This window comes from Streptomyces pactum (assembly GCF_002005225.1).
GTDB classification, from domain to species: Bacteria; Actinomycetota; Actinomycetes; order Streptomycetales; family Streptomycetaceae; genus Streptomyces; species Streptomyces pactum_A.
This window is the reverse complement of record NZ_CP019724.1, coordinates 7,282,248-7,297,972: the sequence shown is the minus strand read 5'-3', so window position 1 is coordinate 7,297,972 and position 15,725 is coordinate 7,282,248. Positions and strand designations below refer to the sequence as shown.

The window sequence follows — 15,725 nt, the reverse complement described above, 5'->3', positions numbered from 1 at the left end:
CCTCACGATTTGCGGCGGGCGCAGGAGAGCGAGCAGAAGCGGCCACGCCCAGGCTTCTGAGCGCCCCAGGTGACGAACGACTGGCCGCATCGCTCGCAGCTCCGTCGCTCGCCGCGCAACTTGGTGCCGTTCTTCCGGAGCCGGAACGTCTCACCCACCGCGACTGGGCGGTCCGAGTTCAGGTTGTTGCAACGCTGGCAGGACGGCACCAGATTTTCAGGAGACTGGTTCTCGGGGTCCCGGTCGCGGTGTTCAGCGATGAGGGAGCCGGGCCGCGTCCGGTTGCCTGGCGTCCAGGTGACGCTCTCTCCGCAGTGGAAACACGGATGTGAGCCGGGGCCGATCCTCTCGTACAGGATGACGCGCTGCTCATGAACAAGGCCCGACTTCAAGGCGAGCGGGTGCCCGGGCACACGCAGATTTCGACGGTGCGCGCGGTCCGTCTTCCTTGACGCCGCAGCTCGGCACTCCGGCGAACAGTACTTGCCGCGTTGAGTCGGAGGACGTCGGTACTCGCTGTCGCACTGCTGGCAGTTGGCGGGTTCTGACCGCCGCATGCTGTCGGCTGAACAAGTAGGTGAGCAGAACTTGGGGCTGAGCGCCGGGCGGTGGGTGAAGGTCCGATTGCACTGCTTGCAAACGGACTCCACGATGCGGACTTTGCTCCGCTGGTAGCAGGCCCGGGAGCAGTACCTGCCCGCATCGCTGGGCTTCCGGGAGAACTCGCTGCCACATTGATCGCACATCCGCGTCACTGACGACATGCCCCTAATTCTAATCAAGACTGGAGTCACCCAATGGGCAATTACGTGACCAACATCGCGAAGGGTGAACATCTCTGGTTCGCCCGTACCGCCCAGGCGGGCACCGGTGGCGCAGCGCTCGTAGCCGTCGTCCTGGAAGCCACGGGTCTGGAATCCGATGACGCGCTCCAGGACTACGACACTCTGGCCGCCCTCCTCGCCGGGGCCTCCAACGAACAGACGACCATGGGGCGCAAGACACTCACGGGCGTCACGAAGACGGTCGACGACACCACCAATGAGGCCAGCTTCACGGCCGATGCGCTGGTGTGGGCGGATGCGACAGGAAACCCGACTGGAAAGATCGTCATCTGCTTCGACCCCGACGGTACGAACACCGACGCCGCGATGATCCCGCTGACCGTGCATGACTTCGCGGTCACCCCAGACGGCACGTCGATCACCGCGAGCGTGGGTGCGGGCGGCATCGCCGTCTCGGAGAACGCCGCATAGCGCGGGAGAGGGGGCGGTGCCGTGAGGCTGTGGAGTGAAACCTTCGACACGCAGTCGGCGGCCGGGTGGGACGTCACCAACGGCACCGTCACCTTCGACACGACCACGCCCCGTCAGGGCGCGGCATCACTGTCCTGCACCACGGCCACCGCAGTGCAGGCCAGCATCACCAAGCAGATCTACCCGACGGACACCCCTACGGCGCGCGTGCACCTGCGCGCATGGGTGCGGGTGAACACGGCACCCGACCAGACCACCGCGATCATGGCGTGGTCGTTCAATCCCACCACCGTCTCCGGGTTCTACTGCCTCAAGCTCCAGCCCAACCTGACGCTCATCCCGACCCTGTCCGGTGGCACCACCGGCACCGCCTCCGCGCCGCTCACCCTCGGCCAGTGGCACTACGTCGAGATGTACTACGACGACACGGCAGGCATCATCAAGGCCCGCCTCGACGGCGTCCTGTGGGCCACCCGCACCAGCTCGGTCCTCGGCGGTGGTCGGTACGCCCGCTTCGGCATCATCAACCCGGCCATCGCGGACATCGACTTCGATGACGTCGTGGTCGACGACCGCACCCTCGGCCCCGCCCGCGCGCGGGACACGGCCGGCCCCCTGGCCGGACGTATCGCCACGCCTACGAGCGAGCTGGTCGACGACTTCGACGACGGCATCGTCGACCCGGTCCTGTGGCCCGACTCGTACGGCGGCGTCACCGAGGCCGGCGGCCGCGCTCAGGTCCCGTGCGGCCTGGACTACGCGGCGTACGCCTCCGCGAAGATCTACACCCTGCGGAACTCGCAGGTGTCCTGCCGCATGTATCCGGCGCCCCTCGGTGACTCGCTGGTGGCGTGCTGGTCGCAGGTCCTCATCCAGACCACGACCCCGGGCACGGACGTCGTCATCGAGCACAACGCCGTCGCTGACACCCTCGGCATGGCCCTCCGCGCCGGATACGCCGACCCCGAATACACGGCGATCCCGTACGACCCCGTCGCCCACGCCTACCTCCGCATCCGGCAGACCGGAGCGGATCTGCTGTGGGAGACCAGCCCAGACGGTGCTGCGTGGACGACCCGCCGCACGGTGGCCGCGCCCGCGTGGGTGTCCGACCCGAACCTTCAGGTTCAGCTCATCGCCCACCGAGACGACGGCACGCTCAACGTCGCGGAGTTCGACGACGTCAACGTGGCTCCGGCCGCCGTGGTGGTGCCGCTCGGCACAGCCTCCGAGCAGACCGGAGCCACCCCGTACGGCGCTTCGAAGGCCAGGGCGCTGACGGACGCCACCGACACCCAGGCGGCCGTGCCGCTGACCGGAACCAAGGCCCGCACACTGGCCGACGCCCGAACGACGGACACGGCCCACGGGCTCACGGTCACCAGGCGTTCCGAGCTCGGCGCAGCCACCGAGCAGTCGTCGGCCGGGCCCGTGGGGCACGCTCGTACGGCCGTGGTCGGCCAGGCCTTGGAGGTCACGGCGGCCGGAACCGTCGGGTACGCGAGCGCTCTGGTGCTCGGCGCCGCGTGGGAGCATGCGACGGCCGCATCGGCCACTGTGGCCAAGTCCGGGCCGGCCGGTGTGGCCAGCACCAGCGACACGGCCCTGGCCCTGACCGCGACGAAGCGGGCCGTACTCGGCACGGCGGGCGCCGCCGAGGAGGCCCGCCCGTTCACGACCGCCGGGGAGACCCGGCTCGAAGACGCCCGCGCCACGGAGCGCGGGCTCCCGGTGACCGGCAGCAAGACGGCTCCCTGGCTCCTGGCGGCGGCCGGGGACACCGCGCTGCCGGTCACCGCGGCCAAGGACCAGCCCACCGGTGCGGCCGCCACGGCGGACTCCGCTGCCCCGCTGGCCGCCGGCCGCCGGGTCCCGCTCGCCGAGGCTCACGGCCAAGAGCACGCCGGCCGGATGACGGCGGGCAAGCATCTGACGCTGGGCACGGCCACGGACGACAGCCGGGCCCGAATGCTGCACCTGCGGTCGTCCGGTGACCTCGGCGCCGCCTGGGGGATGGAGAACGCGGGCAGGCTGCGGGCCGCGAAGCAGCTACTCCTCGGCACCGCTGGCACGGCGGAGACCGGGGGTGGGCTTGCTGCGGACCGTGTGGTGCCGCTCGGCGCCGCGTCGGCCACGGATCGGGCCGTCGAGGTGCCGCGAGGCAAGGAGCACCGGCTCGGCGTGGCCCGCTGCACCGACCGGGCAACCGCCGCCACCAGCAGCAAGCACCACACCTTGGGCGCAGCGTCGGCCGCCGAGCGCGCCGGCACCATCCGGCAGCCGTTCCAGACCCGGCGCCTGCGCCCCGCCCGCGCGCACGACATCGCGGCCCCGATCGAGGGCCGCAAGCAGCAGCCCGCGGAAACGCTCACCCCGTCGGTGACCGGGCCGACGCTGACCCCGTCGACGGCCGACCCACATCTGGCCGCGTCCGTATCCGGGCCGTCCCTGACGCCCTCGACCTCTGGAGGTGGCTGATGCCCGACGTGGGAGACGTGGTCACCGCGCAGCTGCTGGTGGCCCCGTACGACGCGACGACCACGGCCACGCTGGCCGTCACGGCACCGGACGGCACAGTGTCCACACCGGTCACGTCGACTGTGGATAGCGGGCAGACGTGGACGGCGCCGCTCACGTACACGGCGGCCGGGGTGTGGCTGCTGCGGTGGACGGTGACGGGCACGGGCGCCTCGGTGGAGATCGAGCAGGTCTCCGTGGCCCCTACCCCAGGTGCTGGGCTGACCGGCCGGTCCTACGCGACCACGACGCAGCTCGCCAACCAGCTGCAGGCAGCGCCGCCCCTGGACGCGGTCCGTCAACTCGCCGATGCTTCCAAGTCCCTCGACGACGCCCTGCTGACTGCCGTGTATGACACCGACAGCGCGGGCATGCCCACCGACCCGGACGTGCAGGCAGCGTTCGCTGAGGCGGTGTGTGCCATCGTCGACTGGTGGGACGAGACGGGCGACGAACTGGGCGCTGACGGGGACTGGCAGTCCGTCAGCGCCGGGCCGGTGTCCATGTCGCGGGGCTCGAACTCGATCTCGGCGCAGCCGGTGGCCAACGGGTACCTGCCACCGCGTGCAGCGTCTGCACTCCGACGTCTGCCGTCGGAGAAGCTGCGGCTCGGGGTGGTGGCGACGCCGTGGTGAGGCGAGTCCCCAGGAAGGTGCTGCGGCACCGCCTGACGGTGGAGCCGTACCAGGGGTCATCCAGTGTCGGTGACGTATACCGCCCCGCAGAGATTGTGCGCTGCCTGCTGGACGAGTCGACACAGCAGGTGACGACACCAGGCGGGGAGAACGTGACGTCGTCCTCCTCGTACATCGCCTGGCCTGACCATCAGCCGCCGCTCAACTCGCGGGTGACGCTGCCGGACGGCCGCAAAACAAAGGTCATCAAGGTCGGTCGGGTCAACGCGGTCGGGCTGCCTGTACCCAACAACACGCAGGTGTTCTTGCAGTAGGGAGGCCGCTGTGGCCCAGCGATTCCGACTCGACTTCAACGGCGCGGCGGTCGAGCGGGAACTCCGCGCCGCCGCCGCCCGCGGCCTGCTCCTCGCCGCCGAGTACGTACTCGCCGAGGCACAGGACGTCGTCCCGCTCGACGAGGGCTACCTCCAGTCCACCGGCACCGCCTCCGTCGACGACGGCGACCTCACCGCCGCCGTGTCCTTCGACGGCCCGTACGCCGTCCGCCAGCACGAAGAGCTGGACTGGCGGCACGCACCCGGCAGGCAGGCCAAGTACCTGGAGCAGCCCCTCAACGCCAACCGCGGCCCCGTGCAGCGGATCATCGCGGCCGAGGTGAGGCGGGCATTGCGGTGAGCCACGACGCCGACCTGTTCACGGGCGTCGCCGAGCTCCTCGACGCCGAGGGCGTCGGCGCCTACGATCCGGGCGCGGTTCTGCCGGCCGATGTCACCGGCATCCGCCTCGGCAAGGTCCCCGACGAGCCTGACCGCGTGCTTGGCCTCACGCCGTATCCGGTGGCCGACGACGACTCCACCGACTCCGTCACCGGCATCCAGGCCCGCATGCGCTGGGGCACGGACGCGGCCGGGCTGGTGCAGCTCGCTGACGACGTCTTCAACGTCCTCCACAACCGCCGCTCCTACCGGCTGCGCGGGGTGTGGGTGGAGATCTCCTGGCGGAACTCTCAGGCGTGGATCGGCCAGGACACGCGCGGCCGCATGGAGCTGGTCGGCAACTACTACTTCCGGACGGTCAGGTCCGGGCCCCATCTGATCGACTGAGGAGAGGCATCCCCATGACGACACCCGTCGAGACCACCGAAACCGAGCTGGCCCGCGAGTGGCGCCTCGAAGTGAACATCGGCACGGCCGAACTGCCGGACTGGCAGCTCTGCCCCGGCGTCAGGGAATTCCAGCCGTCCGCCGAACCCAACATCGAGGACTCCTCGGACTACGACTCGGACGGCTGGGCCGGGAACACGAAGACGGCACAGGCCTGGGAGCTGGCGGTCACGATCCGCCGCAAGGCGAACAAGACCTCGAAGGTGTACAACGACGTCCACGAGGCCATCCGCCTCGCCTCCGACGCCTACGGTGAAGCCAACCTGGTGCACCTGCGGTGGATGAACCGCAACGGCCTCCCGGAGGCGTACGAGGGCAAGGCCATCCCCACGTGGGCACCGGCCGGCGGCGAGTACTCCGCACTGGGCGAGGTCGAGATCACCTTCACTGGCGACGGCCCGCGCACGGCCATCGAGAACCCGCTCGTGGTGACCCCCTGATATGGCCGCACAGTTCGAAGCGCTCGAGGACTTCCTCGACGACTACCTGAAGCTGCCCGTCCTCTGCAAGGACGGGCAGACCCGCGTCTTCAGCATCCCGTCACCGCCCGCGGAGGACGGCCTACGCGTCGACACGATCACCAAGGCCGCCGCGAAGCTCTTCCTGGACGGCACCGAACCGGATCAGGAAGTCCTCGACGACGCGGAAGAACGGGACCTCTTCCGCCTGGTCCTCGGCGACGTTCACGACGACATGCTCGCCCAGGTGAAGTGGTCCCGTTTCCGGCACGCCGCGATGACCGCGATGGTGTGGGTCCTCAACGACCGCGACACCGCCGCCAAGTTCTGGGGCTCCGGTGGCGACCCTTCTCTCCTCGCCCCGAACCGGGCGGGCCGTCGGCAGCAGAGGTCAGCGCCCTCGGCGTCGGCCGCGGCGAATACGACCCGGTCACGGGGCTCTACGAGTGGTACGAGGGCGGGCTCCCGCCAGCGTCGCAGGCGCGGCAACGGGGCAAGCGGGTAACCCGCGCCGACCTGCTCGAGCAATGGCCGCTTGTCGAGGCGGACTTCCAGGACACCTACGGCCTCGACCTCGACACTCCCGGCCTGCTCCGGGAGAGGTCATGGCGCTGGCTCTGCACCCGCCTCTACGGGCTCCTCTCCGCCGACTCCCGCATCAGCAGGCACTTCGCACCTCCACCCCCCAAGCAACCCCGTAGGAGGTAGCAGTGGCGCTCACCGTCGGCGAACTCACCGGCCTCATCACCCTCGACGCCGACGGCGTACCCACAGCCCTACGCCAAGCCGAGACCGCCCTCCGGCAGTCCGGCCAGCGCATGGAAGGCGACGCCGAACGCGCCGGACGGCAAGCCGGAGAGAACCTCGGCGACGGCATCGTCCGCGGCGCCGACGGCCGCCTCCGCGACATGCGCGGCCGCTTCGTCACGGCGGGCCGGGAAGCGGGCGAGGGACTCGGCGACGGGCTCAGCGACACGGGCAACGCAGGCGCGGACGAGGCCGTCAGCGGCATGGGCGAGAAACTCGGCGCGCTGAAGATGGCCGCCGCTGGCGTGGGCGCGGCGGCCGGCGCTCTCCTCATGCAGGCCTTCGGCGAGGCCATGGACCAGTCCCGGATCGTCGGACGGCTCGGTGCGCAGCTCGGTGCGACGCCGGCGGAGGCGAAGAAGTACGGCGAGCTTGCCGGGCGCCTGTACTCGAACGCGGTCACCGAGGATTTCCAGACCGCTGCGGACGCGATCAGCGCCATCATGCGGGCGGGTATCGCTCCGCCCGGGGCGACTGAGGCCCAGTTGGAGTCGATCGCGACGAAGGTCTCCGACCTGGCGTCCACGTTCGAGCTGGACTTGGGTCAGACCGCGAACGCCGTCGGCCAGATGATCAAAACGGGGCTGGCCAAGGACGGCACCGAGGCCCTCGACGCCCTCACCGCAGGCCTGCAGAAGATGGGGCCACGCGCCGACGACATCGCGGACACCTTCAACGAGTACTCCACGATCTTCCGTCAGATGGGCCTGGACGCCAGCACGGCGACGGGCCTCCTCTCGCAGGGCATGAAGGCTGGCGCCCGCGACACGGATGTGGTCGCCGACGCGCTCAAAGAATTCGTGCTGATCACGCAGGGCGGCGGCAAGGAGGTGGAAGCTGCTTTCGCCGCGATCGGCATGTCGGGCAAGGACATGCAGGAGGTCATTTCTGAGGGTGGCCCTCCAGCCGAGGCCGCGTTGGACATGATGTTCGACCGGCTCCGCAAGATCGAGGACCCGGCGAAGCGCGCAGAGGTGGCGCTGGCTCTGTTCGGGACGAAGGCCGAGGACACGCAGAAAGCCCTCTTCGCCCTGGATCCGTCGGAGGCCACGGCTGCGCTCGGGGACGTCGGCGGTGCTGCGGAGGAGATGGGCGACACTCTCCGCGACAACGCAGGCACCCGCCTGGAGCAGTTCAAACGGAAGATGCAACAGAACCTCGTCGACTTCCTCGGCGGCACCGTGGTCCCCGCGTTCACCAACGTCCGGGACGTGGCGGGTAAGGCGCTGGGCGGCATGTGGGCACAGGCCGGGAAGGAAGCCGACAGTGCCGCGTTCGCCGACCGAATCGTGGCGTTCTTCCCGATCCTGGGGCAGCGGCTCGCAGCCAAGGCCCGCGAACTCGCACCGAAGATGATCGAGGGGATCGCGGGGGCGGGGCAGTCGGTAGCCGAGTGGATCATGCAGAATCCGACGAAGGTCCTGAAAGTCGCCGCGATCGCCGGGGCCATCACCCTGGCCTTGGTAGCCCTGCCTGCACTCGCCGCCGCCGCGATCAGCGTCGCCGCGATCAGCCTGATGGTGGGCTTCGTCGGCCGCCTCATCACGGCCCTCATCGAGAACGTACCGCGCTGGTGGGCCAGCTTCACGGGCTGGATCACCGCGAAGGCGGGCCAGGCCGGTGCCGTGATGTCTGTCCTCGGCGCGGCGATCGGGCGCTGGTTCTCGGGCCTGTGGTCGCGGTACGTGTCCGGGCCCGTCGGCTCGGCCTGGGCGTCGTTCATCGCGTCGGTGCAGGCCCTGCCCGGGCGGGCGAGCGGCGCCCTGTCTGGGCTGGGCTCGGCGATCAGGGCCCGGGCGGTCGGCGCCTGGCAATCCTTCCGTGACTCGACAGTGAATCGGGCTCTCGGAGTCGTTTCGTGGGTACGCGGGCTGCCCCGCAGGATCGCAGGCGCCTTCGGCAACGTGGCAGGCCTGCTGTACGGCAAGGGCCAGGACGTCGTACGCGGCCTGCTCAACGGCGTCCGGTCCATGGGCGGCTACCTGCGGAGCCAGCTCATGAGCTTCGCCCGGTCCATGATCCCCGGCCCGATCGCCAAGGCCCTCGGCATCGCCAGCCCGTCCAAGGTCATGGCCAAGAGCGTCGGCCGGTGGATCCCGCGCGGCATCGTCGCCGGTATCGAGTCCTCGTCCGGGGAGCTCGACCGGACGATGGCGGGCCTGGTGAACACGCCGACGCCGTCCGCGTCGTACGCCGGCGCCGTCGGATCCGCGATGAACGCAAGCGGCAGCGGTGGCGGATCTGTACGGACGGCGACGCTCAGGGCTGGCGACGCTCTCACTGACCAGCTCCTCACCATCATCCGCAACCAGGTCGGCATCGCCGGTGGCGACGTCCAGGTCGTTCTGGGCAACAACAGGAGGTAGCAGTGGCGTTCCCGGAGACTCCGCTCGGGCTGCGGATCGAGTTGCTGATCGACGGAGTCTGGACCGACATCACTGCGGACGTCTACACCAGGTCTCCGATCACCCATCAGCGGGGCATCCGCAACGAGGGGGCGGTCGCGGACCCGGCATCCGTGCCGATCACCCTGAACAACAAGTCCGGCAAGTACAGCAACCGCAACCCGATGAGCCCGTACTACGGGAAGATCGGCCGCAACACACGCGTACGCCTGTCCCTGCCCGGCGACGAGTCCTACCTCCAGCTCGACGGCGCCACGGAGAGCTTCGCCTCCACCCCCCACCACGCCACTCTGGACATCACCAACGCGATCGATCTGCGCTGGGAGGGAGAGGCCGCCTGGTACGCACCCACCGCACAAATCCTCATCGGCCGGTGGTCGCAAGAGACCGGCAACCGGTCCTGGCATCTGCGGATCCAGGACGGCTCCCTTCACATCATCACCACCACCAACGGCAGCACCGGCCCGACCGGCCACTGGACGCTGCCCAGCCTGCCGCGCCGCGCGGCCCTGCGCGGAACCGTCGACAGCAGCGACGGCACGAACTGGATGATCCGCCTGTACTGGGCGGAGTCCATCGCCGGGCCGTGGACGCAGATCGGGGACGACATCCCCGTGACGGTGGCCAGCCCCTCCAGCATCTACGCCGGACCAGCCCCCCTGCTAATCGCCCCGGCGCAGGACAACGCGACCCCGCCGAGGATCGCCGTAGCCGGTCGCGTCTACCATGCGGAGGTCCGCAACGGCATCGACGGACCCGTCGTCGCTAACCCAGACTTCACCGCCCAGACCGCAGGCACCACCGCATTCACGGACGGCGCCGGCCGACCCTGGACGCTCTCCGACGCGGCAGAGATCCGGGACCGCGTGGACCGGTTCATCGGCGAGATCAGCGAGTGGCCGCAAAAATGGGTCCCCAGCGAGGCAGACGCGTGGGTACCCGTGCAGGCGGCCGGGATCCTGCGCCGCCTCGGACGCGGCACCAAGGCCGTGGACTCCTCCCTGCGACACCGCATCCCGAGCTTCAAGCCGATGGCGTACTGGCCGATGGAAGAAGGCCAGCACGCCGACCGCGCCTACTCGCCGGTGGCAGGCATCGACCCCCTCCGCTTCACCCAGGCCCAGTGGGCCGCCGACAACAGCCTCCCCTCGTCCAGACCACTGCCCACCGTCAACTCCCAGCCCGGGAACCTCTCCCACCTCAACGGCATGGTCCGCAACTACTCGTGGGCAAGCCTGCCGGGCTGGTCCGTGAACTTCATGTACCGCATGCCGCAGGTACCGCCAACCCGGCGCACATTCATGCTGATCCACTCCACCGGCACCATCCGGGACTGGTACATCCAGATGGGCCCCGACACCTCCCGCCTCCTCGGCCTCGGCTACGAAGGCGAACCGATTGTCGACCGCATCATCGACACCGGCGTCGACATCTTCGGCCAATGGGTCAAGTGCCGATTCGCCGTAGAACAGCAGGGCAGCAACATCCACTACGCCCTCGTCTGGTCCGACATCACCGGCGACGCCGGCTTCTACCAGAACACCGTGGCAGGTATCACCGGCCGCCCGACCGGTGTCCACTCACCGCCCGGCGGCTACTCCGCCGACATCAACGGACTGGCCATCGGCCACATCTCCGTGTGGGACGTCTTCTTCACCACCGCCTACGACAACGCGATGAACGCCTGGTCCGGGGAGACCGCGGGCGCTCGAATGCTGCGGCTGTCCGACGAGGAGGGCCTCCCGGTCACGCTGACCGCACCGCCAGCCTCGACGGAGCCGGTGGGCTATCAGGACATCGCACCCGTCCTCAGCCTGGTCCGTACGGCGGCGGACGCGGACGCCGGTCTACTCACCGAGGACCAGACCGCACTGCGGCTGCTGTACCGGCCTCGGTCGACGCTGTACTCGCAGGACCCGGCACTCATCTTGGACTACGCGCAGGGGCAGATCGCCGGGCCACTGGAGCCGGTCGACGACGACACGGCCATCCGCAATGACGTCACCGTGACGCGCGAGGCTGGCTCGTCCACACGCGTGGTGCTGGCCTCCGGCCCCCTGTCGGTGCAGGACCCGCCGGACGGCGTCGGCGTCTACGACACCTCCATCCCGCTGTCTCTGGCGACCGACGCCCAGACCGAACCGAGAGCATTCTGGGAGCTGCATCTGGGCACGTGGGACGCCCCCCGCTACCCGGCCGTCACCATCAACCTCCACCGGCACCCGGAGCTGATCCCCGCGGTGCTCGCCCTTCGCGAGGGCGACGTGATCCGGCTGACGAACATGCCGCGCTGGGTGGCGCCGGACGACGTCGACCTGATGGTCATGGGCCTGAAAGAGACGCTGCTGCCCCGCACGTGGACCATCACCTACGACTGCGTGCCAGCCGGGCCCTGGAAGGTGGGCGTACTGGGCGACGAGCAGCTCGGCATCGTCGACACGGACGGCAGTGAACTCGCCGCGGCCGTGGACGCTGACGACACGACGTTGTCGGTGGCGGTCACCGCTGGCCCGCTGTGGCGGTACGAGACCGACTTCGACGTCCGTGTGGGCGGCGAGGTCATGACCGTGACGGGTATCTCCGGCGCGTCGAGCCCGCAGGCGTTCACCATGGTCCGCTCTGTCAACGGCATCGAGAAGAGCCATGCGGTGGGCGCGGATCTGCGGCTCGCCAACCCGATGAGACTCGCCCTGTAGGAGACCCCGTGGCTTTTGAACCCTGGCAGCCGGGCATGATCGTGAGCGCCAACCGGTTGGCGTCGATCTCGCCGACGTGGCAGGACTGGACGCCGGTATGGACGACGTCCGGCGCCTCCACCCCCACCTTCGGGGACGCCGCCGTCTCCGCACGGTGGGCGCAGTCCGCGACCACCGTCTTCTTCCGGCTGGACATCGTGTTCGGGTCGACGACGAACTTCGGGTCGGGTACGGACAACTGGCGGATCTCGGCTCCGGTCTCGGCGGCCATGACGGCCGGCGGGTGTGGTGCTGGTGAGATCCAGCGGAACGGGGCGCCGTCCGGCTACTCGAGCGGCGCGGGGACGCGGCAGCCGATCCGCGTGCGGTTGACGACTACGGGGACGTTCGAGTTCGAGATGTCCGGCGGCAACATCAACGCGATCTCCACCGCGTCTGGTGCGGGTCTGATCGACGCGTCGACGCCGTGGACGTGGGATGCGGGCTCGTCGCTGCGGGCGTGGGGCACGTACGAGGCCGCCCCCTGATCCTGCTGACCATCCATCCCGCCCCGCGCCGTCTGGCCGGGGCCTCTTTCACGTTTTGGAGGCCTGATGGCCGCACCGATGGCAGCGCGGAGCTTCCTGCAAGCCCTGCGCGACGAGGGCCTGACCGTCGTCGAGGTCGGCGACTGGGAAGACCACAACCGCAACCACAAAGGCCGCTGGGGGCCCGTGCACGGCGTGATGGTCCACCACACCGTGACGAAGGGCAGCAAGCGCACCGTCGACATCTGCCGCCACGGATACGCCAGCCTGCCCGGTCCGCTGTGCCACGGCGTCATCACCAAGGACGGCAAGGTGCACCTGGTCGGCTACGGCCGCGCCAACCACGCGGGCCTGGGCGACGACAACGTCCTGGGCGCTGTCATCAACGAGCAGCCGTTGCCCGCCGACAACGAGGCGAACACCGACGGCAACCGGCACTTCTACGGATTCGAGTGCGAAAACCTCGGCGACGGCAAGGACCCCTGGCCCGCCGCCCAGCTCGAGGCCATCGAACGGGCCGCCGCCGCCGTCTGCCGCCACCACGGCTGGAACGAACGCTCCGTGATCGGCCACCTCGAGTGGCAGCCCGGAAAGGTCGACCCGCGCGGCTTCACCATGGCGTCGATGCGCGCCCGGATCGCCGACCGCCTCGACGGCCCCTCCAGCGGCGGCTGGAAGCCCAGCACCCCCGAAACCAGCACTCCCAAGGAGGATCTCGACATGGACAAGGGCGACGTCTTCGACGCGACCTGGGACACCGACAAGCTTCCGGCACCGTCGTTCGCGCCGGACGTGAAGAAGAACCCGCGCTGGACGGCGTCCAGCTACATCCGCTCCATCTACAACGCCGTGGCGGGCCTGCCCAGCGCGCTCGCCGCGCTCCGCAAGGACGTCGCCGCGCTGCGCGCCGACGTCGCCGCCCTCAAGAAGGAGTCCTGAACATGCCCGACCTGCACTTCGACGGCCAGACCGTCGTGAAGACCGCCAGTACCTACGGCCGCGACCTCCTGGAGCGCGTCCTGTCGACGTTCCTGCAGAGCTTCATCGGCGGCATCGTCGTCACCACCCCGCTGGACGGCAGCATGTGGTACGCCGCCGGAGCGGGCGGCGTCGGAGCCGTCCTTGCTCTGGCCAAGGGGCTGTTCGCGCGGATTCGCGACGTCACCAACAGCGCATCCCTCGCCAAGGGGGTCTGATGACGACGCCCGAGACGGGCGTGTACATCAGTAACGCCCAGATGTACCAGGAGGTGAGGGACCTGGCTCAGACGGTCGGCCGCATCGAGTCCAAGGTGGACAACTTCCTCGACGAGGCCAAGGACATCCGCTCCGACGTCCAAGACCACGAGATCAGGATTCGCACCCTCGAGCGCGCCCGCTGGCCGATGCCCACCATCGGTGTCCTCGCCGGCGTCGCCGGTGCTGCCACCGGCGCGCTCGCCCTCTTCGCCCGATAACCGCGGCCCCGCTCTCCTCCGGGAGGGCGGGGCCGCTTCGTCATGTCTGGGTCTACGCCGTCACCGGCCGGGCTTCGCCCCACAGCGCATCAACATGCTCAGCGAACCGATCGAACAGCCCGCCGGAACCCCGACGTCGTAGATGCAGCAGGGGCGAATCGTGGCCGAGGAGGTTCGCCAGGTGCGGCGTCACCAGCATCTCGTCGTCGAACCGGAACACCGACAGGGCGATGTGCCCGTCGGATAGCCGAGCCTCCACGCCGTCCCCGTTGATCCGGCTGAGCGCGTCCAGCGTGATCCGAATCCGCGTCGACACGGTGAGCGGTACGGCCTCGATCTCCTCGCGCCGACGCGTCACCTCAGACTCGGGATCGCCGACCAGGAAACGCACCGCGCAGCCCGACGCCGCCTTGGCCGCGAGCCGCTCGGGCATCCTCGGCTGCTCCTGCCAGATGAAGTAGTTGGTGTACCCGGCGTAGGTGATCTCCCGCTTCGCGCCGTCGAAAAGGCGGGACCACACAGCGGTTGGGCAGGCGTTGCGGTATGGGTAGGTCGCCACGATCTCCCGGTCTGGCCCGGGTGCCGCCCCCCGGATCTTGGGCCACAGCATGTCTGCGTCCACTCCTAACGCGCTTGCCACCTCGTCCCGCGTCCGTTGGTGGGGGACGCGACGTGGGTCAGATACCCAGCGATCCACCGTCTTGACGCTCACGCCGACTTTACGGGCCAGCCGGGAGCGGGATAATCCGGCGCTCTCGATAGCGCGTTGCAGCTCCTGATGCAAGGCAACTCCCCAGGACGTTTGGGCCACTTCGGACGCTAGCGCGTGGCGTCCCAAATGGCCCCCGTTCGTCAGTACAACCGTCCCAACTGGCGATCCACGATGACGGGCACCAGCAACCCCGACACGGAGGTAGCAGTGGCCATCACCCTGACCCGTCCCGCACCGGAGAACGTCAGCAAACGGGCCCGCGAGATCCACACCGCATGGATGGCGGACCCGGAAATGCCCGCGGTCCTCGACGGCTGCAAGAAGTACTCCTCGGACTGGACCGACGATTACGGCCAGGTCCTCATCCCCGAGTACAGCGTCGAGCGTGACGCACCGCCGCTCATCGACGACGCACTGCGCGTCATGGCGCTGAAGAGCGCGGTGTACGAGATGACCAACGGCGACGAGCTGGCGGCCGAGCTGCCCGTGCCCGTGCCGGTCGACACCGCGGTGCACGCGCTCTGCGCCCAGTTCACCGCCCTGTCTCGGGTGCAGGCACGCACCGGCCACCTGTTCGTGCACAGCACCGTCCGCGAGCACGAGGCCGGCCGCGCCTGGAACTGGGGCGACTACACCCACCAGGCCTACAAGGCCACCTTCGGTGACGTCGACTCGCGCTACTGGATCGACGAGCCGGAGGCCGAGCGGCGCCGCCAGGTCCTCGACGGCCTGTACGCCGGGATCGGCATCACCGAGCGCGGGATGGCCTCCACCATCGACTTCGCCGCGGCGTAGCCGACTGGGCGGCGGGCTCCGTCTCCAGCGGTTTGGGAGGCGGGGCCTGCCTGTCTGGCGGGAGCCCGATCTTGTGGGGGTGCACGCATGCGGGGACCCTGCCGTCGAGGGTGTAGCGCCGGCCGTCGTCCGGGTCGAACGGGGCCTCCCAGGTGGGCCGGTCGTAGATGACGAAGGCCTCGCGCGGGAAGCGCAGAGACGGGCAGATCCCGCACACCGGCCGGTCATCGTGGTCGGAGTCGGGATCGATGTACGGCTGCTGCGCGGCGGCGTCGTCCATGCCGGGAGGCTACCGGCC

Annotated in this window: 17 protein-coding genes and 1 pseudogene; 15 read left to right on the top strand and 3 right to left on the bottom strand. The window is 69.5% G+C overall.

Annotated elements, in window-relative coordinates; all coding sequences use genetic code 11:
• The first annotated feature begins 797 nt into the window (after positions 1-797).
• From B1H29_RS31655 to B1H29_RS31585, 14 genes are all read left to right on the top strand, one after another.
• The gene (locus B1H29_RS31655) at positions 798-1,256 is read left to right on the top strand and encodes a hypothetical protein (protein WP_055420687.1); all 459 of its coding nucleotides are present in this window, start codon (positions 798-800) and stop codon (positions 1,254-1,256) included.
• 21 nt (positions 1,257-1,277) lie between these two features.
• Positions 1,278-3,734, top strand: coding sequence for a hypothetical protein (locus B1H29_RS31650; protein WP_055420688.1), 2,457 nt, complete (start codon positions 1,278-1,280; stop codon positions 3,732-3,734).
• Positions 3,734-4,408, top strand: a complete 675-nt coding sequence (locus B1H29_RS39580; protein WP_055420689.1) for a hypothetical protein — start codon at positions 3,734-3,736, stop codon at positions 4,406-4,408. Before B1H29_RS31650 ends, B1H29_RS39580 begins: the two co-directional genes overlap by 1 nt.
• Before the next feature lie 38 nt (positions 4,409-4,446).
• Positions 4,447-4,722, top strand: coding sequence for a hypothetical protein (locus B1H29_RS31640; RefSeq protein ID WP_234393134.1), 276 nt, complete (start codon positions 4,447-4,449; stop codon positions 4,720-4,722).
• Positions 4,723-4,732: 10 nt separating this feature from the next.
• Entirely contained in the window at positions 4,733-5,083 is a 351-nt protein-coding gene (locus tag B1H29_RS31635; protein ID WP_055420691.1) for a hypothetical protein, read from the top strand.
• Positions 5,080-5,511: a minor capsid protein gene (locus B1H29_RS31630; RefSeq protein WP_055420692.1), complete on the top strand. Its 432-nt coding sequence runs from the start codon at positions 5,080-5,082 to the stop codon at positions 5,509-5,511. The genes B1H29_RS31635 and B1H29_RS31630 overlap by 4 nt, the downstream gene beginning before the upstream one ends.
• A 14-nt stretch (positions 5,512-5,525) precedes the next feature.
• Entirely contained in the window at positions 5,526-6,011 is a 486-nt protein-coding gene (locus B1H29_RS31625; protein WP_055420693.1) for a phage tail tube protein, read from the top strand.
• Position 6,012: 1 nt separating this feature from the next.
• Positions 6,013-6,534, top strand: coding sequence for a DUF7426 family protein (locus tag B1H29_RS31620; RefSeq protein ID WP_055420694.1), 522 nt, complete (start codon positions 6,013-6,015; stop codon positions 6,532-6,534).
• Between the two features lie 205 nt (positions 6,535-6,739).
• Complete coding sequence (locus B1H29_RS31610; RefSeq protein WP_055420695.1) at positions 6,740-9,202, top strand: phage tail tape measure protein; 2,463 nt, start codon at positions 6,740-6,742, stop codon at positions 9,200-9,202.
• 2 nt (positions 9,203-9,204) lie between these two features.
• On the top strand, positions 9,205-11,937 hold the full coding sequence (locus B1H29_RS31605) for a hypothetical protein (protein ID WP_055420696.1): 2,733 nt from the start codon (positions 9,205-9,207) through the stop codon (positions 11,935-11,937).
• Between the two features lie 8 nt (positions 11,938-11,945).
• On the top strand, positions 11,946-12,464 hold the full coding sequence (locus tag B1H29_RS31600; protein ID WP_159027855.1) for a hypothetical protein: 519 nt from the start codon (positions 11,946-11,948) through the stop codon (positions 12,462-12,464).
• A gap of 66 nt (positions 12,465-12,530) precedes the next feature.
• Complete coding sequence (locus tag B1H29_RS31595; RefSeq protein ID WP_234393135.1) at positions 12,531-13,403, top strand: N-acetylmuramoyl-L-alanine amidase; 873 nt, start codon at positions 12,531-12,533, stop codon at positions 13,401-13,403.
• A gap of 2 nt (positions 13,404-13,405) precedes the next feature.
• Positions 13,406-13,660, top strand: a complete 255-nt coding sequence (locus B1H29_RS31590) for a hypothetical protein (protein ID WP_055420698.1) — start codon at positions 13,406-13,408, stop codon at positions 13,658-13,660.
• Positions 13,660-13,920 carry a hypothetical protein gene (locus B1H29_RS31585; RefSeq protein ID WP_055420699.1) on the top strand — a complete coding sequence of 87 codons (261 nt, stop codon included), beginning with the start codon at positions 13,660-13,662 and terminating at the stop codon, positions 13,918-13,920. Before B1H29_RS31590 ends, B1H29_RS31585 begins: the two co-directional genes overlap by 1 nt.
• Positions 13,921-13,972: 52 nt before the next feature.
• Here the strand turns inward: B1H29_RS31585 and B1H29_RS31580 are convergent, their stop codons facing one another.
• Both B1H29_RS31580 and B1H29_RS40255 read right to left on the bottom strand, forming a co-directional pair.
• On the bottom strand, positions 13,973-14,530 hold the full coding sequence (locus B1H29_RS31580) for a hypothetical protein (protein ID WP_055420700.1): 558 nt from the start codon (positions 14,528-14,530) through the stop codon (positions 13,973-13,975).
• Between the two features lie 12 nt (positions 14,531-14,542).
• Positions 14,543-14,731, bottom strand: a pseudogene (locus B1H29_RS40255) (helix-turn-helix domain-containing protein); the annotation flags it as partial.
• A 108-nt stretch (positions 14,732-14,839) separates the two neighbouring features.
• On the opposite strand from B1H29_RS40255, the gene B1H29_RS31575 reads away from it, so the two are divergent.
• Positions 14,840-15,427, top strand: a complete 588-nt coding sequence (locus B1H29_RS31575; RefSeq protein ID WP_063787533.1) for a hypothetical protein — start codon at positions 14,840-14,842, stop codon at positions 15,425-15,427.
• On the opposite strand, the gene B1H29_RS31570 is transcribed toward B1H29_RS31575, so the two are convergent.
• Positions 15,381-15,707 carry a hypothetical protein gene (locus B1H29_RS31570; RefSeq protein WP_079160565.1) on the bottom strand — a complete coding sequence of 109 codons (327 nt, stop codon included), beginning with the start codon at positions 15,705-15,707 and terminating at the stop codon, positions 15,381-15,383. The two genes, B1H29_RS31575 and B1H29_RS31570, sit on opposite strands and share 47 nt — an antisense overlap.
• Positions 15,708-15,725: the final 18 nt, after the last annotated feature.

What these genes read in the sequence shown, in the direction of transcription:
- B1H29_RS31655 (WP_055420687.1), top strand. Translation starts at nt 798, where the DNA reads ATGGGCAATTACGTGACCAACATCGCGAAGGGTGAACATCTCTGGTTC.
- B1H29_RS39580 (WP_055420689.1), top strand. Translation starts at nt 3,734, where the DNA reads ATGCCCGACGTGGGAGACGTGGTCACCGCGCAGCTGCTGGTGGCCCCG.
- B1H29_RS31625 (WP_055420693.1), top strand. Translation starts at nt 5,526, where the DNA reads ATGACGACACCCGTCGAGACCACCGAAACCGAGCTGGCCCGCGAGTGG.
- B1H29_RS31620 (WP_055420694.1), top strand. Translation starts at nt 6,013, where the DNA reads ATGGCCGCACAGTTCGAAGCGCTCGAGGACTTCCTCGACGACTACCTG.
- B1H29_RS31595 (WP_234393135.1), top strand. Translation starts at nt 12,531, where the DNA reads ATGGCCGCACCGATGGCAGCGCGGAGCTTCCTGCAAGCCCTGCGCGAC.
- B1H29_RS31590 (WP_055420698.1), top strand. Translation starts at nt 13,406, where the DNA reads ATGCCCGACCTGCACTTCGACGGCCAGACCGTCGTGAAGACCGCCAGT.
- B1H29_RS31585 (WP_055420699.1), top strand. Translation starts at nt 13,660, where the DNA reads ATGACGACGCCCGAGACGGGCGTGTACATCAGTAACGCCCAGATGTAC.
- B1H29_RS31580 (WP_055420700.1), bottom strand. Translation starts at nt 14,530, where the DNA reads ATGCTGTGGCCCAAGATCCGGGGGGCGGCACCCGGGCCAGACCGGGAG.
- B1H29_RS31570 (WP_079160565.1), bottom strand. Translation starts at nt 15,707, where the DNA reads ATGGACGACGCCGCCGCGCAGCAGCCGTACATCGATCCCGACTCCGAC.